The organism is Klebsiella sp. P1927, from assembly GCF_018204675.1.
GTDB lineage: Bacteria > Pseudomonadota > Gammaproteobacteria > Enterobacterales > Enterobacteriaceae > Klebsiella > Klebsiella pneumoniae.
Map to the genome: position 1 here is coordinate 2,019,208 of NZ_CP073377.1, position 24,916 is coordinate 2,044,123.

Sequence of the window (24,916 nt, forward strand, 5' to 3'; positions counted from 1 at the left end):
TGTTGACTGGAAGTACACCTGATGCCGCACTTTTTCATTGAGCGCCCCATCTTCGCATGGGTTATTGCCCTGTTTATTGTTCTGACGGGACTGTTGTCCATACCTCGTTTACCGGTTGCGCAATACCCTGAAGTTGCGCCACCCGGTATTATCATTTCAGTGAGTTACCCTGGAGCTAGCCCGGAAGTGATGAACACATCCGTCGTGTCTCTGATCGAGCGTGAAATTTCGAGTGTTGACAATTTACTCTATTTTGAATCTTCCAGTGACACGACAGGGATGGCGTCAATTACGGTAACTTTCAAACCCGGCACCGACATCAAACTCGCCCAGATGGATCTGCAAAACCAAATTAAAATTGTGGAATCTCGCCTGCCGCAGTCGGTAAGACAGAATGGGATAAATGTTGAGGCAGCTAATTCCGGTTTTTTAATGATGGTGGGGTTAAAATCGCCAAGCGGAGCCTATCAGGAAGCTGACTTAAGCGATTATTTTGCAAGGAATGTTACTGATGAACTCCGTCGCGTACCTGGTGTAGGTAAAGTCCAGCTTTTTGGCGGAGAAAAGGCACTCCGCATATGGCTGGACCCGATGAAATTACACAGCTATGGGCTCTCTGTTACGGATGTATTAAGCGCCATCAGTCAACAAAACGTGATTGTTTCACCGGGCAGAACCGGAGATGAACCCGCGACGAGCAGTCAAGAGGTGACCTATCCAATAACGGTAAAAGGGCAGCTCTCTTCGGTTGAAGAATTTCGCAATATCACGATTAAATCACAGGTCTCAGCCGCCCGGGTGACACTGGCAGACGTTGCCCGCGTGGAATCCGGGTTGCAAAGTTACGCATTTGGCATCCGTGAAAATGGCGTGCCTGCAACGGCTGCCGCCATTCAGTTGTCTCCTGGCGCAAATGCGATTAGTACTGCGTCGGGTATCCGCGCGCGGTTAACAGAACTGTCCGGTGTGCTTCCCGAGGGAATGACATTCACCGTGCCTTTCGATACGGCTCCATTTGTAAAGCTATCGATATTGAAGGTAGTTGAGACATTTGTTGAAGCCATGGTTCTGGTCTTTTTCGTGATGCTGCTTTTCCTTCACAAGATACGCTGTACGCTTATTCCTGCGATTGTGGCACCCGTGGCGCTGCTCGGCACATTTACCGTAATGCTATTAAGCGGTTATTCCATCAATATTTTAACCATGTTTGGAATGATACTGGCCATAGGGATTATTGTTGACGATGCTATTGTTGTGGTGGAGAACGTCGAACGACTGATGGAAGACAAAAAAATGTCTCCACAGGATGCAACGCGAGAAGCGATGCGTGAAATTACGCCGGCAATCATTGGTATTACGCTGGTGCTCACTGCGGTGTTTATACCAATGGCCTTTGCCAGCGGTTCTGTGGGTATTATTTATCGACAGTTCAGCATTTCGATGGCGATATCCATTTTACTGTCGGCATTCCTGGCGCTGACGTTAACGCCTGCGCTTTGTGCAACCCTGCTCAAACCACATGGTATTCATCAGGGTAAAAGCAGCGTATTTTCAGCGTGGTTTAACGCTCACTTTCATCGCCTGACTTCGTTTTACGCCACTGGTCTGGGATTTGTACTGAAGCGTACTGGCCGTATGATGATGATCTACGCTGCATTATGTTTGGCATTGTTTGCCGGGCTGTCCACCTTACCATCATCATTTTTACCCGATGAAGATCAGGGTTATTTTATGTCCTCAATCCAGCTTCCTTCTGATGCCACGATGCAGCGGACGCTTAAGGTCGTCGATACATTTGAAGAGGAGATCGCCCATCGGCAGGCGGTAGAAAGTAACATTATGATTCTGGGATTTGGTTTTTCAGGGTCAGGCCAAAATTCGGCCATGGCATTCACCACCCTCAAGGACTGGAGACAACGCAAAGGAACCACGGCACAGGAAGAAGCTGACCATATTCGGTCCCAAATGGCAAACGTGCCTGACGCCGTAACGATGAGTCTGCTGCCTCCGGCTATTTCTGATATGGGAACCTCATCCGGGTTCACTTATTATTTACAGGACAGAGGGGGGAAAGGCTATCAGGCACTCAAAAAGGCGGCCGATGAGCTTATTGTACAGGCAAATCATAATCCTCACCTTGCCGATGTCTATATTGATGGACTTGGTGAGGGAACAAGCCTTTCCCTGCATGTCGACAGGGAAAAAGCGGAAGCCATGGGGGTTTCGTTTGATGAAATAAATCAAACCATTTCCGTTGCAGCAGGTTCCAATTATGTTAATGACTATACCAATAATGGTCGGGTTCAGCAGGTTATCGTCCAGGCGGATGCGCCATACCGGATGCAGCCTGAACAACTTTTGGCTTTGTCTGTTAAAAACCGTCTGGGGCAGATGCTTCCGTTATCCACTTTTGTAACGCTTTCGTGGAATGTTGCACCGCAGCAACTGATACGCTATCAGGGATATCCTGCCATACGCATAACCGGCAGTGCCGCACAGGGAAAATCGTCAGGTACCGCAATGGCGGCAATGGACAATCTGGCTAAGCACTTACCACCGGGGTTCGCCGGGGAGTGGGCGGGAAGTTCGTTACAGGAAAAAGAGTCTGCATCACAGCTTCCGGGTCTTATTGTGCTCTCGGTACTGGTGGTATTCATGGTGCTGGCTGCTCTATACGAAAGCTGGTCAGTTCCCTTCGCGGTCATGCTCGTTGTTCCTCTGGGGCTGCTCGGCGCTGTGCTGGCCGTATCCGTTACGAATATGACGAATGACGTCTTTTTCAAAGTGGGTCTGATAACCCTGATTGGACTTTCCGCCAAAAATGCGATTCTGATTATCGAGTTCGCGAGACAATTGATGAAAGAAGGAAAGAGTCTTATTGACGCGACATTGACGGCTGCAAAGCTACGCTTACGGCCAATTCTGATGACTTCTCTGGCTTTCACATTAGGTGTTGTTCCGCTGATGCTTGCCAGTGGAGCCAGCGACAGCACGCAGCATGCGATTGGTACCGGTGTATTCGGCGGGATGATTAGCGGAACGCTACTGGCCATTTTTTTTGTTCCGGTATTTTTCGTGACGATCACACGATTTACAGGCATGCGAAAATACAGACTGGGGAATAGCCGGAACGGCTAATCTCTGCCCTGTGTTCCGGCCAGTTTAAAGCAGACTTCTTGCTGAACTGGCTGGCATTACATTATCAAGGACATTATGACCATCATTACCACTCAAAGATTAATCATTCGCCATTTTAAGGAAGAGGATGCGGCAGCTCTTTTCGATTACCTCTCTTCACCACGTACTCCTTGCTTTAAGGATGAAAAGTTACATTCACTCGCTGAGGCAGAGGTCGACGTGGCTAAACGAGCCTCTGACCCAACACAGTTTGCCGTTTGTCTAAAAGAAACCGATACGTTAATCGGACATCTTTTTGCGGACAATAGCAACGAACCAGACAACAATACCTGGTCAGTAGGCTGGCATTTTAATCAACGTTTTGAACATCAGGGATATGCAAGCGAGTCAGTTGCTGCACTGTTTGATTATTTATTTAAAGTAAAAGGCGCCAGACGTTTGTATGCCTGGGTGGAAGATTATAATTACTCCTCTCAAAAACTATGCGAGCGACTACTTATGCGACGTGAAGGATGTTTTAAAGAATTTGTCTCCTTTGAAAACGAGGAGGGTAAGGCAAGGTATGACGACACATACATCTATGCGTTACTGCATAAAGAATGGACGAAGTAGAGGACGAAGAAAAATGTCCGCTCCTCGCTCATGGCGGACCTTTGGCTCAGTTAACAGTTCGCGCCGTGCCAGAAGCGGATCTCGCTTACTGCCAGGTATCAGTATTTACGGGAAGCAGATCAGCCAGGCTAGGGATATCTATTATTGAGTATTGAACTGAAATCGTATGTCTTGGATTTAAAATCGTTTGCGGGTGGGATATAGGCATTGAGCTTTTTACTGATGCTTGATACTCTCAGAGCACAAGCAGCGACCCAACACCATACTATAAAAGCCACAATAACGACGTATAGAGATTTCAAAATCTCTATACCATCACTCTGTGAAGAACCTCTGTATATCTCAGCACCGATATATAATAGCAACGATATTAACACAAAAGGTATTATCCACTTATGGAATTTATGAGGGTATATATTCCCGTTAGTAATTGTGTACATGCCCTGATAACGCAAGACTGCCTTCAAGGACGGAATCAATGACTGTGCATAATCGGAACTCAAGCATATGATTTTATAAGATAAATGCCAATCTCTATGCAGTCCGAATGACTGTAGGCGGAACTGCTGTTCCGCCTTTGCTAACGGATCGGAGATGGGTACAGAAGAGGTTCTAAGCCATTCGACTGCTTTTATCTGCTCGGAGGATGAGCGTGAAAAAAAGTCTCTGCGATGAAACTGAATATACTTTTTTGTAATCGCTCCAATGATAGTAAGAATGACTGCGGAAACCACTTGGTTACTAAATAGGTCCTTTATTACCGATATCATAGCTTTTCTCCTGCTTATCTAATTTCTAAAAGAGATAATATTTTATTTTTTAAAAGCTAAAGAATTTGGTTCCTCAATTTTATAGCAACTACTGTTCCTTTCAAAAGATCTCAGTCTAAAGAATACTACTTTCTCCGGCAGCAACTCCATTACCTGTGGTTTAACACGTAGCATAAAGTCATCAATGGAGCTATCCCGTTCCCGAACTTCCGCTCCTCGCTCAAATCAGACCTTCATCCCAGTCAGATTGCCCACGTCGTGCCAGAAGCGCAAGTAGGAACGCCAGAAGCCCGCAAATATTGATGCTTCGTTTCCCCGGGATGCTTACACTTACAAACCAAAAAAAAGCCCCTGCGCGAAAGCAGGGGCAAGCCATGTCAGAGCTTTTTTTTATTAGTTAAACACCATCCCGCCGTCGATCAGCAATGACTGACCGGTCATATAATCAGAATCCGGGCTGGCAAGATAGGAGACGCAGGCGGCGACATCTTCCGGCTCGGACAGGCGGCCGAGGGTGATGCGTTTGGCGAACTCGGCGGTACCGTAGCCCAGCGGTTTACCGGCGGCTTCGGACACCTGGCGGTCAATTTCGGCCCACATCGGCGTTTTGACAATCCCCGGGCAGTAGCCGTTGACCGTGATGCCCAGCGGCGCGAGGTCGCGAGCGGCGGTCTGGGTTAAGCCGCGTACGGCGAATTTACTCGAGCTATATACCGCCAGCTCCGGGTTGCCGACGTGGCCGGCCTGGGAACAGGCGTTGATGATTTTCCCGCCGTGACCCTCTTTCTTAAAGGCCTCGACCGCCGCCTGGATGCCCCAGATCACCCCTTTGACGTTGATATTGTAGACTTTGTCGACAATCTCCGGGGTAATGGACTCGATCGGCGTGGACGGCGCCACGCCGGCGTTGTTGACGATGACGTCGAAGCCGCCCAGCGTTTTGCGCGCCTGTTCGACGGCGGCAAACACCTGATCGCGGTCGGAGACATCCACTTTCACCGCCATGGCGCGGCCGCCGGCCTGGTTGATTTCGGAGGCGACCGCTTTGGCGGTGGCGTCGTTATAATCGGCAATGGCCACGGCAAATCCATCCTTCACCAGACGAAGGGCGATAGCTTTACCAATCCCCTGGCCGGCGCCGGTAACAAGTGCGACTTTTTTCATTTTCCTTTCCTTATTGTGATGACTTACAGAATCTGACTCAGATGCAGCTGGCCCATCAGCAGCGGGTTATCGCGATAATCTACCGGGATGGCCACCACCGCCGGGCCGTCGACGTCCATCGCCGCGTGCAGGGTCGGCTCCAGCGCCTCGGCGCTTTCCACGGCAAACCCTTTCGCGCCGAAGGATTCGGCATAGGCTTTAAAATCCATCGGCCCGAACTCGACGCCGGACAGGCGCTGGTATTTTTTCTCTTCCTGAATGGCCACCATGTTGTAGCCGTTATCGACCCAGATCAGGTGCAGTACGTTGGCTTTCAGGCGGACGGCGGTCTCCAGCTCCATGCTCGACTGCAGGAAGCCGCCGTCGCCGGAGACGGAGACCACTTTGCGCTCAGGATTGACCAGCCAGGCGCCGATGGCCCAGGGCAGGGCGACGCCCATGGTCTGCTGGCCGTTGGAGATCATCACCTGGCGGGCGCGGAAGCTGTACAGGTAGCGGGCAATCCAGATATGGAAGCTGCCCATGTCCACGGTCAACGTGACGTCGCTGTTGACGATGTCCTGCATGGCGCGAACGATGCGCAGGGGATGCAGGGCAAACTGGTTGAGCTGCGCGCCGCGGCGGTCCAGCAGCTCGCGCTGGTGCTGGCGGTCGCGGAGGATCTCCGCCGCCTGCGGGGAGAGCACCAGCCGATGATCGATATTTTGCGCCAGCTTGTTGAGAGTGCCGGCGATATCGCCCACCAGCTCGACATCCGGGGTGTAGTTGCGCTCTTCATAGGCGGGCAGCACGTCGATGTGCACCAGCGTCGCGTTGCCGCTGTTCCACATCGCCGGTTCGTATTCCACCGGGCTGTAGCCGATGCAGATCACCAGGTCGGCGAGCTGCAGCAGACGGTCCCCGGCCTGGTTGTTAAACAGCCCAACCCGGCCGGCGAAGCGAGAGAAGTTATCCTGATTCACCGCTCCGGCGGCCTGATAGGTGCTGGTGACTGGAATATGGCTGGTCTCCAGCAAACGGCGCAGCGCCTTGCTGTTTTCCGGCTGGCTGGCCATCAGGCCGAGCAGGAAGATCGGGTTCTTCGCCTGGGCGATAAGCTTCGCCACCTGGTCGATGGCATCATCCGGCGCGGCGCCCATCTGCGGGGCCCCGCTGGCCGGCAGCACTTTGCCGCTGACCGGGCCATCGACCACATCCTGCGGCAGGCTAACGAACGCGCTGCCCGGCCGGCCCTGCTCGGCCGCGCGGAAGGCGTTGGAGACCACTTCCGCCAGCGCATCCGGCGCCGTCACCTCGACGGCGTATTTGGTTACCGGGCTGAACATCGCCACCGTATCCATACTCTGATGGACCTGTTTGGCTTTATCGGCGCGTTTTACCGCGCCGCCCAGGGCCACCACCGGGTCGCCTTCGCTGTTCGCGGTGGCCATGCCGGTGATCAGGTTAGAACAACCCGGACCGGAGGTGACCAGCGCCACGCCCGCTTTGCCGGTAATACGTCCGACGGCGGCGGCCATAAATGCGGCGTTGGCTTCGTGGCGTACCGGAATAATGCGAATGGAGGAATCCAGCAGTGAATCGAAGACCTTGTCGATTTTAGCGCCGGGGATGCCGAACACCTGGCGTACCCCCTGAGCTTCCAGCTGACTGACGACGAGATCGGCGCCGTGCGCCCACTGGCGTACCGGATACTGTTTGTCCATGTGACCCCCTTAACATTCTACGGAACGGATGGCGGCATCGAGATTATCGGGATGCAGATTAGCCTGCAGGAACGCGCTGTCGGCGGGCAGGTCGATCATCAGCTTGTGAATTTCGCCGAAGGTCAGCACCCCGTGGTCGAGCTGGTAATCCAGCAGGTGACCGCCGCCTTTGCGGTCATCGGTAATAAAATGCTCGTGATACCCGGCGACGTTGATCCCCTGCATATGCTGCGGGGTCCGGAAGCCGACCAGCACCCCTTCGCGCTGGTTAAAGCGGAACACCGGCTGATCGTCGAGGACGTCGGTCATCGCCCGGTACGGCGGTGTCTGGCGCGGCACGGTGCGGGTATGGGCATGGCGGAAATGGCCGTCGATGCGCAGGGCGCAGAACAGGTTGTCAGAGGGGATTTGCTGGTCGATCACCTCGTGCAGTTGCTGGCGGCTCACCGGATGGTCAAAGGTTTTCCGGTACTGCGGCTGGAACCAGGTCATCACCGCGAACGGCGTTTTCTGCTCCGGCTGGGCTTTGCGCGCGCTGCCGTCGGCGCGCAGCTGATAGACCTGACTGCTGAAGGCGATCAGCTCCCCGTCCAGCTCATTAAAGGTGCCGAGGCCGAAATCGCCGTGTTTCAGCAGGTCCGCGATGGTGGTGCTGCCTTCGTAAACCCCGCTCAGCAGGGCGCTCATGAGCGATGTCTGATAGAGCACGCTCTCGGGATGCTGCGCGGAAAACGCCCGCAGGGTTTCGCATAGACTCTCTTCGCAGGTGCATTCAGCAGAATGATTCATATACCACTTCCTCGTTCAACAAATATAAGAAAGGTTAAATAAATGTTGACCCGATTCAGCTCACAGTTCCAATATAGAAACCATGCTGGTTTGAGACGTTTTCGATATGGAACTTCGTTATCTTCGCTATTTTGTCGCCGTCGCCAGGACGCGGCACTTCACCCAGGCCGCCAAGGAGCTGGGTATTTCACAGCCTCCGTTAAGTCAGCAAATTCAGCGGCTTGAGCGCGAAGTGGGGACCCCGCTGTTCCGGCGTTTAACCCGCGGGGTGGAGCTGACGGAAGCGGGAGAGTCTTTCTATGAGGATGCCCGCCAGATCCTCGCCATGAGCGATGCGGCGCTGGAGAAGGCCAAGGGCATTGCGCGCGGGATGAACGGCAGCCTGTCGCTAGGCATTACCAGTTCTGATGCTTTCCATCCGCAAATCTTCACGCTGCTGCACCGTTTTCAGCTCGACCACCCCGGGGTGACCCTGCACCAGATGGAAGACAATATGGCCAATCTGATGACCGCCCTGAGCGAGGCCGAGCTGGATATCGCCTTCGTCCGCCTGCCGTGCGAGAGCAGTAAAGCCTTTAATCTGCGGATTATCGATGAGGAGCCGATGGTTATCGCGCTGCCGCGCGATAATCCGCTGGCGACGCAGCCGACCCTTGCCCTGGAGCAGCTGCGCGACGTGGCGCCGATCCTCTTCCCGCGGGAGGTGGCCCCCGGGCTGTATGAGCTGGTGTATAACAGTTGCCTGCGCGCCGGGATCGATATGGAGCGCGCCTGGCAGTCGTCGCAAATTTCATCGTCGCTGAGCATGGTCAATGCAGGCTTCGGCTTCGCGCTGGTTCCGCAGTCGATGACCTGCATCCAGCAGCCGAACGTCAGCTATCACCCGCTTAGCGGGGCGCCGCTGAAGACCGATATCGCCATCGCCTGGCGGCGCTTCGAGCGCTCGCGTACGGTGAAACGCTTTCTGGCGATGTTCTGATCTTTGCGGCGCCAGCGGCTTACTGCGCCACCCAGCCGCCATCCATGTTCCATGCGGCGCCGCGCACCTGGGCGGCGGCATCGCTGCACAGAAACAGCGCCATTTCGCCCAGCTGCTGCGGGGTGACAAACTCCCCGGAGGGCTGCTTTTCCGCCAGCAGTTGCGCGCTGGCCTGCTCCGGGTCGACCCCCTCGGCGATGCGCTTATCGATCTGCTGCTGCACCAGCGGGGTTAGCACCCAGCCCGGGCAGATGGCGTTGCAGGTGATGCCGCTGCGCGCGGTTTCCAGGGCCACGGTTTTGGTCAGCCCGACCACCGCGTGCTTGGCGGCGACGTAGGCCGATTTCTCTTTCGACGCCACCAGGCCATGCACTGAGGCAATGTTGATGATGCGCCCCCAGTTGCGCTGGCGCATACCCGGCAGCGCCAGGCGGGTGGTGTGGAAGACGCTGGAGAGATTGATGGCGAGAATATCGTTCCATTTGTCCACCGGGAACTGCTCCACCGGGGCCACGTGCTGGATGCCGGCGTTATTGATCACGATATCGACGCCGCCGAAGGTGCTTTCGGCATAGCGCATCATCGCTTCGATCTGCCCGACGTCGCGCAGGTCGGCGTCGTGATAGCCGGGGATCTTGCCCAGCGCGGCGACTTCGGCCCGGGCGTGGCTGCTGTCGCCGAAGCCATTGAGCACCAGCTGGGCGCCTGCCTGCGCCAGCACTTTGGCGATCCCTAAACCGATGCCGCTGGTGGAGCCGGTGACCAGCGCCGTTTTACCGTGTAAGTTCATTTTATTACTCCTTCAATCTGGTATCAGACAATGCCGGTCACATAGAACGTGGCAATGACAAACAGTACCGCGAGGCTTTTGATCACCGTGATGGCGAAAATGCCGCCGTAGGCCTGGCGATGGCTCAGGCCGGTGATCGCCAGCAGGGTGATCACCGCCCCGTTGTGCGGCAGGGTGTCCATGCCGCCGCTGGCCATGGCGGCGACACGGTGCAGTACCTCGAGCGGAATATTGGCGGCGTGGGCGGCGGCGACAAAGGTCTCGGACATCGCCGCCAGGGCGATGCTCATCCCCCCGGAGGCCGAGCCGGTGATCCCGGCCAGCACCGTGACGCAGATCGCCTCGTTTAACAGCGGATTGGGAATGGCCGCGAGGGCTTTTGACAGCACCAGGAAACCCGGCAGGGCGGCGATAACCGCGCCGAAGCCATACTCAGAGGCGGTGTTCATCGCCGCGAGAATAGCCCCGCCCACCGCCGTCCGGCTTCCCTCCGCCAGCCGGCCGCGGATATTGCGATAGCCGCAAACCAGCACCAGCACAATGCCGGAGAGCAGCGCCGCCTGCACCGCCCAGATGGCGGTGATTTTCCCCACTTCGGTGACGACAGGCTTCGCCAGGCCCGGCAGGGTGAGCTCATGGCTGGCGCCGTACCACTGCGGGATCCAGTGGGTGAACAGCAGATTCAGCACCCCCACCAGCAGCAGCGGGGCGATAGCGATTAACGGATGCGGCAGATCGATGTCATCCGGGGTCTCCGGCTCATTTTGCAGGTCGGTCCCATAGCCTTCGCCGCGGGCCTGCGCTTTGCGGCGCTGACGCTCCAGCCACAGCAAACCGAAGATGATAATGAACAGCGAGCCGATAAGCCCCAGCCAGGGGGCCGCCCAGGCGTTGGTGCCGAAGAAGCTGGTGGGAATAATATTCTGGATCTGCGGCGTGCCGGGCAGGGCGTCCATGGTAAACGAGAATGCCCCGAGGGCGACGGTGGCGGGGATCAGCCGTTTGGGGATCCCGCTCTGGCGAAATAGTTCGGCGGCGAAAGGGTAGACGGCAAAGGCCACCACAAACAGCGACACCCCGCCGTAGGTCAGCAGGGCGCACACCAGCACGATCACCGGGATCGCGTGGCGGCGCCCAAGGATGCGGATGGCGGCGGCGACAATCGAACGTGAGAATCCCGACAGCTCAATCAGCTTGCCGAATACCGCGCCCAGCAGAAACACCGGGAAATAGAGCTTCACAAAGCCGACCATTTTTTCCATAAACAGGCCGGTAAAGGCCGGGCCGACCGCGCCCGGGTCGGTGAGGAGCACCGCGCCGAGGGCGGCGATCGGCGCAAAGAGGATCACGCTGTATCCACGGTAGGCTGCCAGCATCAGTAACGCCAGCGCGGCCAGGGCTATTATCACACTCATCACGACGTCTCACTCTCATTGTTATTGTAGGGGTACAGAACGCGATACTAGGGTTTCAGGGCGAAGCGCAGCTGGTGTTCCCGGCGCGACTGGATGCGCTGGTGCCGGGCCTCGTCCCAGCGGTAAAAGCCTTGCCCGCTGCGGGCGCCGGTGTCGCCTCGCGCCACTTTCTCCGCCACCAGCGACATCATCTCCGTGCCGCTGGCCAGCTCCGGCAGCAGGTGCTGGCAGATATCCTGGACTGTCGCCAGGCCGGTCATGTCCGCAGCCTCCAGCGGGCCGACCATCGCATAGCGGCGGCCCAGCGAGGCGCGCATCACCTGGTCCACCACCTCCGGGGAAGCGATGCCGCTGTGGACGATATGCAGTGCTTCGCGCAGCAGGGCGAACTGCAGCCGGTTGCCGACAAAGCCCGGCGCGGCGCGGTTGAGCACCACCGCCTCCAGCGCGCAGGCGGCGCAAAAGCCGCTCACCTCGCGCGCCAGATGAGGCAGCGTGGCGCTCCCGGGCACCACTTCCACCAGCGGGATCAGGTGCGGCGGATGCCAGAAATGAGCGATCAGTAGCCGTTCCGGGAGGCGCATGCCCTGCGCCAGCTGATCCGGCGGCAGGCCGCTGGTGTTGCTGGCGATAATCGCCTCGTCGGCGATCAGCGTTTCCAGCTCGGCGTACAGGGCGTGCTTCAGCGCCAGCCGTTCGGGGATCGCTTCAATCAGCAGCGTGGCATCGGCCAGGGCATTCAGCGTCGGGGTGGGGGTCAGACGGGCCAGCACCGCGTCGCGGTCGGCGGGATCCTGTTGACCGCTGGCCTCCAGCTCGCACAGAATGGCGCTGGCCACTGCCGGAACCTCGGCGAGACGCTGCGGATCGGTGTCATACAGGCGGACGGCGTGACCGTGGCGGGCGAAATGGCAGGCGATACCGACGCCCATCAGTCCCGCGCCGAGTACCGCCAGGCGTGGTGTAAACATAGTGGCTCCTGTTAACGTTGTAGAGTCATGGCGATGCCCTGGCCGCCGCCGACGCACAGGGTTGCCAGCCCTTTGCTGGCGCCCCGGCGCTGCATCTCATGCACCAGGCTGACGAGGATCCGGCAGCCGGAGGCGCCGATGGGATGGCCCAGGGCGATGGCGCCGCCGTTGACGTTGACCTTCTCGCTGTCCCATTCAAGCAGCTGGCCGACGGCCAGCGCCTGGACGGCAAAAGCCTCGTTGGCTTCGATAAGGTCCACCTCGTCCAGCGTCCAGCCGGCGCGCTGCAGCGCCTGGCGGCAGGCGCTCACCGGGCCGATGCCCATCACCGACGGGTCGACCCCGGCGACCGCTGAGCTGACAATGCGCGCCAGCACCGGCAGCCCAAGCTCGCGCGCTTTATCGACGCGCATCAGCAGGACCGCCGCGGCGCCGTCGTTCAGCTACGAGGCATTCCCGGCGGTGACGCTGCCGTCAGCCGGGCGAAACGCCGGGCGCAGCTGGGCCAGCTGCTGCTCGCTGGTCTCCGGGCGCGGTTGCTCATCGTCAGTCACGAATCGCGGCGGCTTTTTGCCCTGCGGGACGCTGACCGGGACGATCTCCTCGCGAAAGCGCCCGGCGGCGATAGCAGCCGCCGCTTTGCGCTGGGAGCTGGCGGCGAAGGCGTCCTGGCGCTCGCGGCTGATGTCGAAGGCGTCGGCGAGGTTCTCGGCGGTAATGCCCATGTGGTAGTCGTTGAAGGCGTCCCACAGGCCGTCCTGGATCATGCTGTCCTGCAGGCTGGCGTGGCCGAAACGCAGGCCGTCGCGGGCGCCATGCATCAGATAGGGAGCATTGCTCATGCTCTCCTGGCCGCCGGCGATAACGATCCCGGCGTCGCCGCAGCGGATCGCCTGCACCGCCTGCTGAACCGCTTTCAGTCCGGAGCCGCACACCAGATTGACGGTGACCGCCGGAGTGTCGACCGGCAGGCCGGCCCGCAGCGCGGTCTGGCGCGCCGGATTCTGCCCGCAGCCGGCGGTAAGCACCTGGCCGAAAATTAGTTCGTCGACCGCTGCGGCAGGCAGCTGGCAGCGTTCAAGCAGGCCGCGCACCACCGCCGCGCCGAGGTCGACGGCGGAAAGAGGGGCGAAGGCGCCGCGAAAGCTGCCTACCGGGGTGCGTACTGCAGCAACAATGGCAATATCGGTCATGGTCTCTCCTTAACTGAAGCGCATTTCGCGCACGTCGTCGGCGACGATCAGCCGTCCCGCCGTTTTACGTATCACCTCGTCGGGGCTGACCCCCGGGGCCACTTCGCGCAGGACAAACGCGCCGTCGACAATCTCCAGCAGGGCCAGGTCGGTGAGTACCCGGCGAATACAGCCCACGCCGGTGAGCGGCAGGGTGCACTGCGGCAGCAGTTTGGATTCGCCGTTTTTTGAGGCGTGGGTCATCACCACGATGATGTTCTGCGCGCCGGCCACCAGGTCCATGGCGCCGCCCATCCCCTTGACCATTTTTCCAGGGATCATCCATGAGGCGATGTTGCCCGCGACGTCGACCTCAAAGGCGCCAAGAACGGTCAGGTCGACGTGGCCGCCGCGGATCATGGCGAACGACTGGGCGGAATCGAAGATCGCCGCCCCGGTTTGCGCGGTGACGGTTTGTTTACCGGCGTTAATCATGTCGGCGTCGATGGTTTCCTCATCGGGAAATTCGCCCATCCCCAGCAGGCCGTTCTCCGACTGGAGCATCACTTCAATGCCGGCGGGAATGTAGTTGGCCACCAGCGTCGGGATACCGATCCCGAGGTTGACGTAGTCGCCGTCGCGCAGCTCCTGGGCGACGCGCATCGCCATTTGTTCACGGGTCAGCATCTCAGTGCCCTCCGGCGCGCAGGGTGCGCTGTTCAATACGTTTTTCGAATTGCCCGACGATCAGCCGGTCGACATAGATCCCCGGAGTATGGATGGCGGAGGGGGGCAGTTCGCCCGGCGGCACAATCTCTTCCACCTCCACCACCGTAATGCGCCCGGCGGTGGCCATCAGCGGGTTGAAATTCTGCGCGGTGTGGCGATAGACCACGTTGCCGTACCAGTCGGCTTTCCAGCCTTTGACCAGCGCGAAATCGCCGCGGATCGCCTCTTCAAGGATGTAGTGTCGGCCGTCGAACTGGCGCACCTCTTTGCCTTCGGCGACCGGGGTGCCATACCCGGTGGCGGTGTAAAAGCCGGGGATGCCAGCGCCGCCGGCGCGGATTTTTTCCGCCAGCGTTCCCTGCGGGGTGAGTTCTACCGCCAGCTCGCCGCTGAGCACCAGCTGTTCAAACAGCGCGTTTTCCCCGACGTAAGAGGCCACCACCTTGCTGACCTGGCGCGACTCCAGCAGCATGCCGAGACCGAAACCGTCGACCCCGCAGTTGTTGGAGACCACCGTCAGCCCCTGCACCTGGCGACGCTGCACCTCGGCGATCAAGTTCTCGGGAATGCCGCACAGGCCGAAGCCGCCGGCGAGCAGCGTCATGCCGTCCGTTAACCCTTCCAGCGCCGCTTCGTAACTGGCGACGCGTTTATCCAGTCCTGCCATCTTGTCTCTCCTGCCTTGCGATAGCCTTATCATTGGCGCAGGCGACTGATTTGATAATTTTGAATTTGTGACTCACTCATTTGGAATTTTAATTAATTTCCTGTTAACTAATTTTTTTCAATTAGTTAACAGGATGAAAAATGAGAATGAGTGTCAAACAGTTACGCGCGTTTTTAGCGGTAGCTCACACTCTGAATTTCGCCCACGCCAGCGAAAGGCTGAATCTGTCGCAGCCAGCTCTCAGCCTGACCATCAAAGGGTTGGAGGAGGCGCTGGGCGGCGCGCTGCTGCAGCGCAGCACCCGCAAAGTGACCCTCACCCAGGAGGGGGAACTCTTTCTGCCGATGGCCCGTCAGCTGCTGGCCGACTGGGATAACGTCGAGGAGGCCATGCGTCAGAGCTTTACCCTGCAGCGGGGTAAAATTTCGGTCGCCGCGATGCCGTCGTTTGCCGCCAACGTTCTGCCGGAGGCGCTGAAAGCCTTCCGCGACCGCTATGCCGGGGTGAACGTTACGGTGCATGACGTGATTAATGAGCAGGTGATCGAGATGGTGCGCGAGGGGCGGGTGGAGATGGGCATCGCTTTCGAGCCATCGCCCAACCACAACCTGCTGTTTACCCCGCTGGCGGTGGACCGCTTCGTGGCGATCGTTCCCCAACAATCCCCGCTGGCGAAGAAAAAGCAGCTCACCTGGCAGGAGCTGTTGACCCTCGACTTTATTACCCTGCAGCGCCCCTCGGCGGTACGCCTGATGCTGGAGGAGGCGCTGGCGCGCAGCGGACGTCAGCTGGATGTGGCGCTGGAGAGTCATCAGCTGGTGACGGTGGGGAGGATGGTGGCCAGCGGCCTGGGGGGCAGCGCGGTGCCGGCGCTGTGTAAAACGCAGATGGCATCGTTGGGCGCCGTCTGCATCCCGCTCAGCGATCCGCCGATTGAGAAGTGCGTCGGCGCGATCCATGCCGGACATCTGCCGCTGTCGAAGGCGGCGCAGGCGCTGCTGGATACGCTGAAAGGGTTTTTACCCACCTGAGGTGTGGGCGTCAAAAAAAACCGGCCTGCTGGCCGGTTTGACAATCAGATTTTACAGGCGTCGCCGCAGTCGTCGTCGGCAACGATCGCCTGGGCTTTTTTGTCCGCTTCTTCCAGACGCTCCGCGTTGCGCTCTTCCGCTTCATCCAGGCCGCTGAAGACCAGGTTGTCGAGATCAATTTCCATAAGTTACCTATCGTTGCTGGTTTTGAATCAGGGTCAAGTATAGGGCATAACCGCCAGCGGTTGTAGCCGCGCTTCGCGCCGAAGGCACAGAGCGTTAAGTCGCTGAGCGGAGGGCGTTACCTACCATAATTCATCGTTGACAGAATAAGTTTAACGACAAATAACGTCGCCAGGATAATTTCCTGCCTAAATATTAAATGAAAGGACAACGAAGGAGTAATTAAGCGTTGACGAAACGCTTTTATGTTAATATGGCCGCGATTATGGATGAATCTATGGATCTTAATCAATGGAACATACTGTTGCAGGCGCCATCAAAGAATGGCGTAAACATAATAAAGTGATCGGTCAGGTCAAAATAAGCTATAAAAAAGTTTTACGAAAATGCAGAGAGCTCTCGCTCGCAGGAGGTAAATACAGAGAATATCAAGGACTTTGTGCGAAATATCAGTGCGCGCGGTTGACCGCGGTGACCAAAGGACTGGTGCCTTTTGAGGATAAACCGTTTAAAGCGTATCTCAATAAACGGCTGTCAAAACGACGCAAACTGGATATTGCCCATGGTTCACTGAATTTCATCGAGAAAACGTTTCACCCTGATGTGCTGCCGCAGCTCTACAATGTCGCGGATTTTGGCCGCGAGATGTTTTCTATTCCCTTGAAAAATGGCGATAAGCTTGACGTTAAGCTGCTGGCCTCGCCGTTTCAGGAGGAAGGGGAGCTGATGCTGCAGCTGTTTCTTGGCGACCGGCGCGTCTATAGCGTCTGTTTTTCCTGCACCGACGATGGCCGCGCTTATATCGGCGGCATCCAGGGCGGGAAAGATATCACCAATGACGAAGTGAAGGTGCTGACTAAAGAGCTGCATGGCGCGCGGCCGAAAAATATCATCATGAGCGTGCTGTATGGTTTGCTGCGATATTTCAACATCTCCACGGTCTACGCCATCGATTCTGATTATCACGTGAAAAGCGATCTGGTGAAAGCCAGTTATTCATCGCTGTGGCTGGAAATGGGCGGTGAGAAACAGGCTCGCGGCTGGTATAAACTGCCGGCGCAAGAGATCAAAAAGAGTATTGAAGAGGTGAAAAGTAAGCACCGGAGCCAGTTTATTAAGCGCGAAGGTCTTAAAGAGCTGATTCAGATTAATATGGCGAACGCCCTGCAGCAAATTACCTTGCCTGCGCGGGTGAATTAACGCCACTCACACGTCAGGCGGGCAGCAGGGGGCTGCTGCCCGCCTGACGATATCCTTTCTTCACTGGCGCGTTTCCAGCCAGATTTCATCCTATCCCAGGGCTTTTGTGGCCGGTCGAAAATGGCGAGGCCGCGCGTCCGGCAAGCAGTGCCAGGAATACATTCCTCAGGTTTCGGCATGGGTACCGGCTTTGACGATCTGTAGCGCGCTGGGGCTCGCCACGCTGCCGCTGGCGGTGACGAACCCCGGATGGACGGTCTCGCCGCTGGCGCTGTCCACCAATGCAATAGGCGACGCGCTATGCAGCACGTGCTGGTGGCCCCATTCCATCAGGGCGAACAGCACCAGCGCCGGGATACTGCTGTGGCTGGTGCCGATGGCCGCCCTGGCGCTAATGCTGGGCTGGGCGCATCCGCTGGCCCAGATGAGCGGGTTCTTTACCAAAGCCGCGCTGATGACTTTCGGCGGGGCGTATGCCGTCCTGCCTTACGTTTACCAGGGGGCGGTGACCCACTATGGCTGGCTGACCGCAGGGCAGATGATGGACGTCCTCGCCCTGGGGGAATCGACCCCCGGACCGTTGATCATGATGGTGACCTTTGTCGGGTTTGTCGGCGGTTACACCAAAGCGGTATTGGGCGTTGATGAAGTGCTGCTGGGGGGCATCGCGGCGGCGTGCCTGGTGACATGGTTTACCTTTTGCCCTCGTTTATCTTTATTCACGCCGGCGGGTCGTTTATTGAAACCACCCATAATAAAGTGGGATTTACCGCGCCGTTGGCCGCCGCCGCAGTAGGGCTTATCGTCCATATGGCGGGACTGTCCGGCGCAGGATGAGGTTGGGCGGCAACGGGCCAGCGACCCGTTAGCGCCCAACCGGACCGGGGACCATCAGGTCGTGGGGCTTTCGCGGGTGGCCCGCGTCAGCGGGTTGCTGTCGAGTTCCAGCTGGTCGCGCAGCGCCCAGCCGCGCAGCTTGCCGGGGTTAAGCAATCCCGCCGGGTCGAGAGACTGTTTCACTGCCACGACGTCGGGACGAATCACGCCCTGTTTGCCGTCCTCAACCTGCAGCACGTGGGGGTTGTTAATCTTGACGTCGTTGTCGCGAAATATCTGCATGATGGCGTTAAGACGTTCGGGCGTGGTATAGCGCACCAGCTGCAGACCGCTGGCGGTGAGATTGCCCTCGATATCGCGCAGGAATTCAATATGGGACATCACCTCCCCGGCGAAGTGCTGCTCCATCTGTAAAATTTGCTGCGGATAGCGCAGCGGATCAAACGCCGTCTGCAGATAGGTCAGCGTATTGTCCACCTTGAGCGCATGCAGGGTGGTGTGGTTCCAGCAGTATTCCATTAACGAGCCGTTGCGCGTCCGGGCCTCCTCGCTGAACTGCCGGATGGCGTTGCTCCCGCGATGGCGCGGTAACAGGCTGGCGCAGAGTCCTTCGCTCTCCTCGGCGATCAGGCTGATAACCGCATGCTGCCCGGTGCGGTAACGATCCTTGAGGTGGCTAAAATAGTCAGCGATCGGCGTGGCCAGCAGCGCCACCTGACGCTTCACCAGCCCCGGCGAGCGGACGCAGGCGTTGGCATAGTTCAGCGCATCGGCGAAATCGTCAAACACGTCCAGACGTTCAATCCACTGGTGCGCAGGCGCCAGCGCCAGCTCAACCTCCAGGATAATGCCGTTGGTGCCGTAGGCGTGATGCAGCAGCAGCGCTTCGGGAGCCGGGACGGTCAGCACGCGGGGGACCGGCTCGACGGTCATCACTTTGACGCTGAGCACATTGCCGGGCGCCGCCAGCGGCCCATAGTTGATGGAGCCGATACCGCCGAACCCGCCGCCGTAGAGACCGCCCAGGCTCGCCAGTCGATAGGTCGATGGCATACAGCGCAGCTCCCAGCCCGTCGGGCGGGCGGCGGTTTCGATGTCCGCCAGGCGAATGCCGGCCTGGGCCCTCACTGTGCCGTTGCCGAGGGCGACGATCTGGTTGAGCCCGGTCATATCCACCAGCAGCCCGCCTTCGAGGGGGACCAGCTGTCCGTAGTTGCCGGTGGCGCTGCCGCGCAGGGTCAGCGGCAGCTGGTGCTGCGCGCAGGCGCAGACCAGCTGGCGCAGCTCCTCTTCATCGCGCGGGCGAACCACCGCGTCCGCCTGTTTCCCCGCCAGTTGCTCGGTGAGTAGCGGACTGAACCAGTGAAAATCGCGGGAGAGCCGTTTGATCTTCGCCGGCTGTAAGGTCCACTCCAGCGCCGGGAGTGCCTGCTGGATCACCGCGATCGCGTGTTGACGCTGTTCATCAGTCATCATTCTTTTTCCTGTTCGTCAGCAGAACATTAATGAGATTGCACGGCTTCGCTTTCATGCCAGGCGCTAAGCGCCCGGCGCGAAACCCAGGACATCACGCCAAACAGCGCGATACCGGCGAGAGAGATCAGCAGCAGCGCGGCAAACATCAGCGGGATATCCAGCTGGTAGCCAGCCTGCAGGATCTGATAGGCCAGTCCGGTATTGGTCCCGCCGGTCCCGGCGACAAACTCCGCCACCACCGCGCCAATCAGCGACAGCCCACTGGAAATACGCAGCGCGCCGAAGAAATAGGGCAGCGCCGAGGGGATACGCAGCCGCACCAGCGTTTGCCAGCGGCTGGCGTGATTGAGGCGAAAATAGCTCAGCAGGCCGGGGGAGACGCTGCGCAGTCCCTGAGTGGTATTGGAGATGATGGGAAACACCGCCATCAGGGTGGCGCACACCACCAGCGAGAGCGTGGCATCCTTCACCCAGATGATGATCAGCGGGGCGATGGCGACGATCGGCGTCACCTGCAAAAACACGATGTAGGGAAACAGGGCGGTTTCCACAAAGCGGTTCTGCACCAGGATAAACGCCACCGCGGCGCCGATGACAATCGACAGCAGAAACGAGATCAGGGTGATCTTGAGGGTGAACAGCAGCGCCAGCAGCAGCGGCGTGAGATGCGTCCACAGGCTTTCCAGCATCACCAGCGGCGACGGCACCAGAAAGGCCGGGATACGGAAATAGCTCACCGCGCCCTGCCACAGGAGCACCATCGCCACCGCGACGAGGGTCGGATAGAGAATTTTGAGAAAACGCGGATGCTGGATCCACGGCGTTGCGGTTGTATTTTTCATATTATGACTCCATACCGGACTGGCTGGCCTGCAACAGACTGTCCTGCAGCTGACGGGCATACAGGGAAAAGGCCGGGCTGACGCGGAACGCCTCGCTGCGCGGGAACGGCTCGCGGATGGGGATATCTTCGACCACCCGTCCGGGACGGGCCGCCATCATGATCACCCGCTGGGAGAGAAACACCGCTTCGTGGATCGAGTGGGTGACGAACACTACCGTCAGGTTTTGCTCCTGCCAGAGACGCAGCAGGTCGCTGTCGAGTTTGTTACGCGTAATTTCATCCAGCGCGCCGAAGGGCTCATCCATCAGCAGCAGCTTTGGTCGGGTGACCAGGCCGCGGGCGATGGAGACGCGCATTTGCATGCCGCCGGAGAGTTCGCGCGGCAGGACGTCGGCGAACTTGCCGAGGCCCACCAGCTCAAGGACTTCACTCACCCGGGTATTTCCCTCCGCCCGCGGCACGCCGGCCAGATCCAGCGGCAGCCTGACGTTATTGCGCACGCTGCTCCACGGCATCAGGGTGGCTTCCTGGAAGACGAACGACAGCGGATGCTGGGCCTTTTCCCGACTGTCGCGCCGCCACAGCATCAGCTTGCCGTCGCTGGGCTCCACCAGGCCGGCGACCATCTTCAGCAGGGTGCTTTTACCGCAGCCGGACGGGCCGAGCAGGGTAATAAACTCCCCCTGATTGATGGTCAGGTTGACGGGCAGCAGCGCCCGGGTGCCGTTGCTGTAGATTTTCTCCGCCGACAGCACCTCGATGGCCGGGGTGGCAGCGGCGGGTATAAAGCGGGTATCGCTCATCACGGTCAGTTTCGGGGCGGTATTCATGGCATCACTCCGGCGTCTTTGACCATCTCCAGGGTGTAAGTCTGCTCAAACGGCACCTTGCTGGCGTCGATCAGTTTGTTTTTCACCAGCATGTCCCAGGTTTTCTTCAGCCGCGGCTCGGTGATGATGCCGATGCCGCCGGACTTAGCATCGCCGCCGGTCACCAGCTGGTACTGCTTCATCTGGGCAATGCCAAAGGCGATCTGCTCGGCGCCCATCTGCGGATTCGCTTTACCGATCAGGCTGTTGCCGGGGGCGGGATCCCGCAGGTAGCTTTTCCAGCCTTCCATGGAGGCTTTGACGAAGGCCGCCACCGCCGCCGGACGTTTGCGGATGGTGTCGGCCATACAGATAATCGAGTTGCCGTAGGGCGGGTAGCCCCAGTCGCTGAGCGGATAGACATAGAACGGCTGTCCGCCTTTGGCGACGGAAAACGGCTCCGAGGTCACGTAGCCCTGCTGCACCAGGTTTTTATCGGCGAGGAACGGCTGAACGTTAAAGGTATAGGGGCGCACTTTGCTGCCAGCCAGACCCAGCTCGCTTTTCGCCCACGGCCAGAAGGAGGTATAGGCCTCGGTGGCGAGCAGGAAGGTTTTGTCTTTAAGTTCCGCCGGGTTCTCCACTTTGTCATGGGTGATAAACACCGTCGGCGAGTGCTGGAACACGGTGGCGACGGTCACCGCGTGCACCCCGGCCTGCCAGGTCTCCAGCGCCTGGCCGTTGTCGCCAAGGGTGCAATCCGCCTGACCGGCCGCCATCAGCTGCATGACGTTGATCTGCGGGCCGCCCATTTTAATTTCGACATCGAGACCGGCGTGTTGATACAGCCCGGTGGCCTGGGCCTGGTAAAACCCGCCGTGCTCGGCCTGGGCATACCAGTTGGTGAGAAAGGTAAACTTCTCCGCCGCGAAGCAGGAGGCTGAGGTCGCGAGGGCGGCCACGGTCAGCAGGGTAAAAACGGGCGTCAATCTGGTATTCATCAGGGCTCCCTGGATTCAGCAGCGAAAGAAGGTGGTAGGGACTGCACAAAGCCGTGCCAGTGCTGTTTGCCCCAGGTCGGTTCGCGACGTTCGACCCAGGCCATGCGGTGGATCTCGATGATCGCCTGCGCCCAGCTGGCGGCGAGGGAGTCGAGAAGCCCTTCGCCTTGCTCCCGCGTCGCCGGGGTCGGGTCGCCAATCACCCCGCTGGGGCCAAAGTCATACGACGCCCACGCCGCCGCCGGACGGCCTTTCGACAGGGTTGGGCAGGGGAATTCCGGGGGGAAATTAGCGACGGCCCGTTCCATATGGACGCACTCCGGCGCCAGCGCCAGCATCAGCGCCGTTTCGCTATGCCCGGCGTGCATCGCCATCCGCTGTTCATGCGGGCTGAGAAACTGTTTTTCGCAGTTGGGCACGTTGAACACGTCGTGGGGGATGGCGATGAAATCCCCGTGGCGCAGGCGCATTTCCCGGCAGGCGATCTGCAGGATCTGCGGCTGGCCGCCGTGGCCGTTGATCATCAGCAGCTTGCGAAAACCGGCCCGATAGAGAGATTCGGCGATCTCCAGCAGGGTATGCAGCAGCGTATCGCCGCTAAGGGTCAGGGTGCCGGGAAAATGCAGATGCTCCTCGGACTTACCGTAGACGATTGGCGGAATGGCGTAGGCCGGGATCGTCGCCGGCAGCCTGGCGAGGGCATGGCCCGCCACGCCGGAAGATATCACGCTGTCCACCGAGCAGGGCAAATGCGGGCCGTGCTGTTCGATCGCCCCGGTGGGGAGGACGATAACCGTATTGCTTTTATCCGGCAGGGCGGCCACGTCCGTCCAGCTCAGAAAAGGAAGAAAGCGCGCGGCAGGAATGTAACCGTTAATCATCGCGGTGCCTCGGAGTTAAATGACGGGGGTAACCAGACGGTCGCTTCGACTTCAATCAGTACCGTGGCGTCGGGCAGCATTTCGCTGACCTGCACCACGGTGGAAACGGGCGGCTGGTCGGGGTAAAACAGCTTCCTGACCCGGCTGTAATAGGGAAAATGGTCAAGGTTGCGAAAGTACTGCACCAGTTTGATAACGTCGCTCATTTGCCCTCCCGCGGACGCCACGGTGCGGCGGATGCTCTCCAGGACGTACCAGCTCTGGGCGAGGATCGGGCCCTGTTTCGCATCGGTTGAAAATTCGCCGGTCGCCCCCAGCAGCTCCCGCACCGGCTCAGGCACATCCTGAAAGCCGTTGACGATGGTGCCGGTCAGGGGATTGACCGGAATAATGCCAGAGAGAAAGATAAAATCGCCGGCTCTGCGCCAGGCAGCATACCGCGCCAGCGGCGCCCCGGCGCCTGCTTCAAGACTCATGTGCCATCTCCTCCTGCCACACGCGTCGGTGGGTTAACCTGCCGTGGTTAACCACCAGACGGGCGGCGCTGTTTAAAGGCCAGGTAAAACGGTCGCTACCCGGGAAAATCACCACGCTGGCCGCCGCCCCGACGGCAAAGGGCGCCGCGTCTGCCGGCGAACCGGTTAGCGCCGCGCGATCGCAGATCAGCCGCGACTGCTGGTCGAACAGGTCGCTGAGCTGAGCGCCGAACAGACCGCAGGCCAGGGTGTCCAGCGGGTCGTAGCTCCCCGCCGGGCAGAAGGCATCCTGCACGTTGTCGCAGCCGAGCAGGGTGGCCACGCCGGCGGCCTGCGCCTCGTGCAGCAGAGTGATCCCCCGCTGGCGCGGCGTGCGGCCGAACGTCGCATCCTGCAGCAGCAGGTTGGTCATCGGCAGAGCGATAAGGGTGACGCCGTGCGCCGCCAGCTGGCGCAGGATCGGCGCCGCCTGTTCGTCGCTGCCGGCGGCCAGCGCGCAGCCGTGGCTGCAGCAGATATGTCCGGGAAAAGGGTGGCGGGAGAGATGATCCGCCAGCCAGGTCAGCCCCTGAGACACTTCGCTGAGCTCCTCATCGATATGCAAATCCAGATCCAGATCCCAGCGGGCTGCGCTGCACAGCAGATTTTCCATGGCGGCGGCGTCCCAGTTGGAGGAGTGGATGAAGCCGCCCAGCAGGCAGCGCTCTCCGCTGTTGGCGACCGTCCGGGCGATGGCCTCCGCTTGCGCCAGCTCGCGAAACAAGGGCAGCGGGATCAGCGCCACCCGCTCCAGGGTGATGCCGACGGTATCGAGGCGGGCGATCTCCTGCCAGGCGTCCGGCGCGTCGGCGGTAAACCAGTCGACATGGCTGCGCAAATGGGTCACGCCATTCGCTGCCGCCCGGGCCAGCGCGGCGGACGCCCGACGTTGAATATCCGCCCTGGTCCAGTGTCGGCGATCCTCGTGCATGGCGTGGATTGCCGCCAGCAGCCCGGCCTGCGCCGGACGGCAGCGTTCAATGGTGAATGTCTTGTCCAGATGGGCATGGGGTTCCACCAGGCCGGGGAGCGTCAGGGCTCCCGCCAGGTCCCACAGGCCGGGAGTCGGCTGGTCGGTTGGGGTCAATGCGGCGATCCGGCCGTCGCGAAAGGCCAGGTCCGCCAGCAGCGGTTCACCGTTGGCCTGCGTCGGCCAGCCGTCGGGCAGCACCCAGGCCGGGAGTCGGGCGCGGCTGATACCGGTGAGCGGCGCACAAGAGGAGGGGAGCGTCATCGTCAG

General features: G+C 59.3%; 23 protein-coding genes and 2 pseudogenes. 6 read left to right on the top strand and 19 right to left on the bottom strand.

The window, feature by feature from the left end:
• The first annotated feature begins 21 nt into the window (after window positions 1–21).
• Window positions 22–3,138, top strand: a complete 3,117-nt coding sequence (kexD, locus tag KB892_RS10200; protein WP_004200176.1) for a multidrug efflux RND transporter permease subunit KexD — start codon at window positions 22–24, stop codon at window positions 3,136–3,138.
• A 75-nt stretch (window positions 3,139–3,213) separates the two neighbouring features.
• Window positions 3,214–3,750, top strand: a complete 537-nt coding sequence (locus tag KB892_RS10205) for a GNAT family N-acetyltransferase (RefSeq protein ID WP_004189572.1) — start codon at window positions 3,214–3,216, stop codon at window positions 3,748–3,750.
• Between the two features lie 128 nt (window positions 3,751–3,878).
• Here the strand turns inward: KB892_RS10205 and KB892_RS10210 are convergent, their stop codons facing one another.
• The 4 genes from KB892_RS10210 to budA all read right to left on the bottom strand — a co-directional run bounded on the left by KB892_RS10210 (window position 3,879) and on the right by budA (window position 8,176).
• On the bottom strand, window positions 3,879–4,520 hold the full coding sequence (locus KB892_RS10210) for a hypothetical protein (RefSeq protein ID WP_004200175.1): 642 nt from the start codon (window positions 4,518–4,520) through the stop codon (window positions 3,879–3,881).
• 393 nt (window positions 4,521–4,913) lie between these two features.
• Window positions 4,914–5,684, bottom strand: a complete 771-nt coding sequence (locus tag KB892_RS10215; RefSeq protein WP_004151179.1) for a (S)-acetoin forming diacetyl reductase — start codon at window positions 5,682–5,684, stop codon at window positions 4,914–4,916.
• Window positions 5,685–5,707: 23 nt separating this feature from the next.
• Complete coding sequence (gene alsS / locus KB892_RS10220; RefSeq protein ID WP_004200174.1) at window positions 5,708–7,387, bottom strand: acetolactate synthase AlsS; 1,680 nt, start codon at window positions 7,385–7,387, stop codon at window positions 5,708–5,710.
• 9 nt (window positions 7,388–7,396) lie between these two features.
• Entirely contained in the window at window positions 7,397–8,176 is a 780-nt protein-coding gene (gene budA / locus KB892_RS10225) for an acetolactate decarboxylase (RefSeq protein WP_004200173.1), read from the bottom strand.
• A 106-nt stretch (window positions 8,177–8,282) separates the two neighbouring features.
• Between budA and KB892_RS10230 the strand changes: the two genes are divergently transcribed.
• The gene (locus tag KB892_RS10230; RefSeq protein WP_004145376.1) at window positions 8,283–9,155 is read left to right on the top strand and encodes a LysR family transcriptional regulator; all 873 of its coding nucleotides are present in this window, start codon (window positions 8,283–8,285) and stop codon (window positions 9,153–9,155) included.
• Between the two features lie 19 nt (window positions 9,156–9,174).
• Here the strand turns inward: KB892_RS10230 and KB892_RS10235 are convergent, their stop codons facing one another.
• The 6 genes and pseudogenes from KB892_RS10235 to KB892_RS10260 form a co-directional block, all read right to left on the bottom strand.
• On the bottom strand, window positions 9,175–9,945 hold the full coding sequence (locus KB892_RS10235) for a 3-hydroxybutyrate dehydrogenase (RefSeq protein ID WP_002908202.1): 771 nt from the start codon (window positions 9,943–9,945) through the stop codon (window positions 9,175–9,177).
• Between the two features lie 23 nt (window positions 9,946–9,968).
• Entirely contained in the window at window positions 9,969–11,363 is a 1,395-nt protein-coding gene (locus tag KB892_RS10240) for a GntP family permease (RefSeq protein ID WP_014343147.1), read from the bottom strand.
• Between the two features lie 44 nt (window positions 11,364–11,407).
• Window positions 11,408–12,331, bottom strand: coding sequence for a 3-hydroxyacyl-CoA dehydrogenase family protein (locus tag KB892_RS10245; protein WP_004180252.1), 924 nt, complete (start codon window positions 12,329–12,331; stop codon window positions 11,408–11,410).
• Window positions 12,332–12,342: 11 nt separating this feature from the next.
• Window positions 12,343–13,524 (bottom strand): annotated as a pseudogene (locus tag KB892_RS10250) (acetyl-CoA C-acetyltransferase).
• Between the two features lie 9 nt (window positions 13,525–13,533).
• Window positions 13,534–14,190, bottom strand: a complete 657-nt coding sequence (locus tag KB892_RS10255) for a CoA transferase subunit B (protein ID WP_002908192.1) — start codon at window positions 14,188–14,190, stop codon at window positions 13,534–13,536.
• A gap of 1 nt (window position 14,191) precedes the next feature.
• The gene (locus tag KB892_RS10260) at window positions 14,192–14,899 is read right to left on the bottom strand and encodes a CoA transferase subunit A (RefSeq protein ID WP_004175762.1); all 708 of its coding nucleotides are present in this window, start codon (window positions 14,897–14,899) and stop codon (window positions 14,192–14,194) included.
• 140 nt (window positions 14,900–15,039) lie between these two features.
• Between KB892_RS10260 and KB892_RS10265 the strand changes: the two genes are divergently transcribed.
• Window positions 15,040–15,930 carry a LysR family transcriptional regulator gene (locus KB892_RS10265; protein ID WP_004189584.1) on the top strand — a complete coding sequence of 297 codons (891 nt, stop codon included), beginning with the start codon at window positions 15,040–15,042 and terminating at the stop codon, window positions 15,928–15,930.
• A 44-nt stretch (window positions 15,931–15,974) separates the two neighbouring features.
• On the opposite strand, the gene KB892_RS10270 is transcribed toward KB892_RS10265, so the two are convergent.
• Window positions 15,975–16,115, bottom strand: a complete 141-nt coding sequence (locus tag KB892_RS10270; protein WP_002908189.1) for a hypothetical protein — start codon at window positions 16,113–16,115, stop codon at window positions 15,975–15,977.
• Between the two features lie 289 nt (window positions 16,116–16,404).
• Between KB892_RS10270 and KB892_RS10275 the strand changes: the two genes are divergently transcribed.
• A complete protein-coding gene (locus KB892_RS10275) occupies window positions 16,405–17,313 on the top strand; it encodes a DUF535 family protein (RefSeq protein ID WP_004200167.1) in 909 nt (302 codons plus the stop codon).
• Between the two features lie 165 nt (window positions 17,314–17,478).
• Here the strand turns inward: KB892_RS10275 and KB892_RS10280 are convergent, their stop codons facing one another.
• A complete protein-coding gene (locus KB892_RS10280; protein WP_025987676.1) occupies window positions 17,479–17,757 on the bottom strand; it encodes a hypothetical protein in 279 nt (92 codons plus the stop codon).
• Here KB892_RS10280 and KB892_RS10285 point away from each other — a divergent pair.
• Window positions 17,663–18,150, top strand: a pseudogene (locus KB892_RS10285) (chromate transporter); the annotation flags it as partial. The gene KB892_RS10280 and the pseudogene KB892_RS10285 overlap by 95 nt on opposite strands.
• Window positions 18,151–18,204: 54 nt before the next feature.
• On the opposite strand, the gene KB892_RS10290 reads toward KB892_RS10285, so the two are convergent.
• The 7 genes from KB892_RS10290 to KB892_RS10320 are packed head-to-tail and all read right to left on the bottom strand — an operon-like array spanning window position 18,205 to window position 24,910.
• Window positions 18,205–19,626 (bottom strand): FAD-binding oxidoreductase, encoded by a 1,422-nt coding sequence (locus tag KB892_RS10290; protein ID WP_014343145.1) that lies wholly within the window; start codon window positions 19,624–19,626, stop codon window positions 18,205–18,207.
• Window positions 19,627–19,652: 26 nt separating this feature from the next.
• The gene (locus KB892_RS10295) at window positions 19,653–20,468 is read right to left on the bottom strand and encodes an ABC transporter permease (protein WP_002908134.1); all 816 of its coding nucleotides are present in this window, start codon (window positions 20,466–20,468) and stop codon (window positions 19,653–19,655) included.
• A gap of 1 nt (window position 20,469) precedes the next feature.
• Window positions 20,470–21,300 (bottom strand): ABC transporter ATP-binding protein, encoded by an 831-nt coding sequence (locus KB892_RS10300; RefSeq protein ID WP_004180245.1) that lies wholly within the window; start codon window positions 21,298–21,300, stop codon window positions 20,470–20,472.
• Complete coding sequence (locus KB892_RS10305) at window positions 21,297–22,280, bottom strand: ABC transporter substrate-binding protein (RefSeq protein ID WP_004200161.1); 984 nt, start codon at window positions 22,278–22,280, stop codon at window positions 21,297–21,299. The genes KB892_RS10300 and KB892_RS10305 overlap by 4 nt, the downstream gene beginning before the upstream one ends.
• Window positions 22,280–23,161: a creatininase family protein gene (locus KB892_RS10310; RefSeq protein ID WP_004151186.1), complete on the bottom strand. Its 882-nt coding sequence runs from the start codon at window positions 23,159–23,161 to the stop codon at window positions 22,280–22,282. Before KB892_RS10310 ends, KB892_RS10305 begins: the two co-directional genes overlap by 1 nt.
• A complete protein-coding gene (locus tag KB892_RS10315) occupies window positions 23,158–23,637 on the bottom strand; it encodes a RidA family protein (protein WP_002908128.1) in 480 nt (159 codons plus the stop codon). The genes KB892_RS10310 and KB892_RS10315 overlap by 4 nt, the downstream gene beginning before the upstream one ends.
• Window positions 23,627–24,910 carry an amidohydrolase family protein gene (locus tag KB892_RS10320; protein ID WP_004200159.1) on the bottom strand — a complete coding sequence of 428 codons (1,284 nt, stop codon included), beginning with the start codon at window positions 24,908–24,910 and terminating at the stop codon, window positions 23,627–23,629. The genes KB892_RS10315 and KB892_RS10320 overlap by 11 nt, the downstream gene beginning before the upstream one ends.
• Between the last annotated feature and the right edge of the window lie 6 nt (window positions 24,911–24,916).